The sequence below is a fragment of the Dyella dinghuensis genome (assembly GCF_003977615.1).
Classification (GTDB): domain Bacteria; phylum Pseudomonadota; class Gammaproteobacteria; order Xanthomonadales; family Rhodanobacteraceae; genus Dyella_B; species Dyella_B dinghuensis.
Window position 1 is genome coordinate 1 of sequence record NZ_RYZR01000002.1, and the last position, 1,203, is coordinate 1,203.

The 1,203-nt window shown below is 57.9% G+C and carries 2 protein-coding genes; both read left to right on the forward strand.

Annotation, left to right across the window (positions count from 1 at the left end):
- The coding region (locus EKH79_RS01130) for an OmpA family protein (protein WP_484481979.1) at positions 1–154 on the forward strand (154 nt) is incomplete at its 5' end.
- Between the two features lie 310 nt (positions 155–464).
- The coding region (locus EKH79_RS19005) for an outer membrane beta-barrel protein (RefSeq protein ID WP_233590123.1) at positions 465–1,203 on the forward strand (739 nt) is incomplete at its 3' end.

The window sequence follows — 1,203 nt, forward strand, 5'->3', positions numbered from 1 at the left end:
GAAGATCGTGTACGACTACCTGACCTCGCATGGTATCGACGCCAGCCGTCTGGAAGGTCCGATCGGTCATGGTCTGAACGATCCGATCGACACCAACAAGACGGCAGCGGGTCGTGCTCGCAATCGTCGTACGGAACTGCAGGTTCAGCAGTAATTGGACTTCAAGCACTACGGAAAAGCCCGGCATATGCCGGGCTTTTTCTTGCGCTTAAATACATAGTTAAGAACTGTATTGCTATGTCGCTAATGCTTTGCGTAGCTGAACAAAGCTTCACCGGTAATGCGCATGGTAGGAAAGACTGGCGTACGAATCTCTTAACAGTTTTGCTACACTTCGCCGCGCTTGCTGCTAGGGACATCAAGCAAGGTAGCGAATAAGTCCCCCGCAACCTAATAAGTTCTGCCGCGCGATTTCCGTCTGGGGTGGAATGGACGCGAACACTAATAATCCGAGGAGACACCTGATGAAACGTAAGGGCCTGTACTTTTTGATCGCTCTTGCCCTGGGCGGCGTAGGTGCCGTTCACGCGCAGGACAACACCGCTGCACCGGCCGCTAGCAGCAGTGACACCAGCAGCACGAGCAGCACCAACGCCCCGGCCTGGCCGAATGGCTTCGATGATCGTTGGTATATCGCCCCTTACGTTGGTGGCTACTACAACGACACGGATCGTGATACCCGTAGCCGCCAGTTCTTCTATGGCCTCGGCGTGGGCAAGTTCATTTCGTCGAACGTGTCCGTCGAACTGTTTGTCGATCGCACCAAGCGCAAAGCCGACAGCGATGTGTTCGGTCAGGGCAACAACTGGTCGAACAACAACTACGGCGTAGCCGCGCGCTACTTCTTCGGTGACTGGAACTCCTGGCGCCCGTACCTGATGGGCGGCGTGATGGGTAGCTACCACCACAACCCGTTGGACAAGGGTTGGGATCCGGCTGCACAGGCAGGCGTGGGTATTTCCAAGTCGATCACCGACAGCGCCGAGTTCCGCGTGGAAGCTGCGTACCGCTACGACTGGGACGACAAGACCCTGCCGCAGAACAACGGTTACGGCGACTGGTACCTGGGCTTCAGCATCGTTGCGCACATTGGTGCCGTGCCGGCCCCGGCTGCTGCCGCAGCACCGCCGCCGCCGGCTGCTCCGGACTGCTCCAAGCAGTTCCGCAACGGCGTGAACCTGTGCGACAACAAGTGCCCGGATC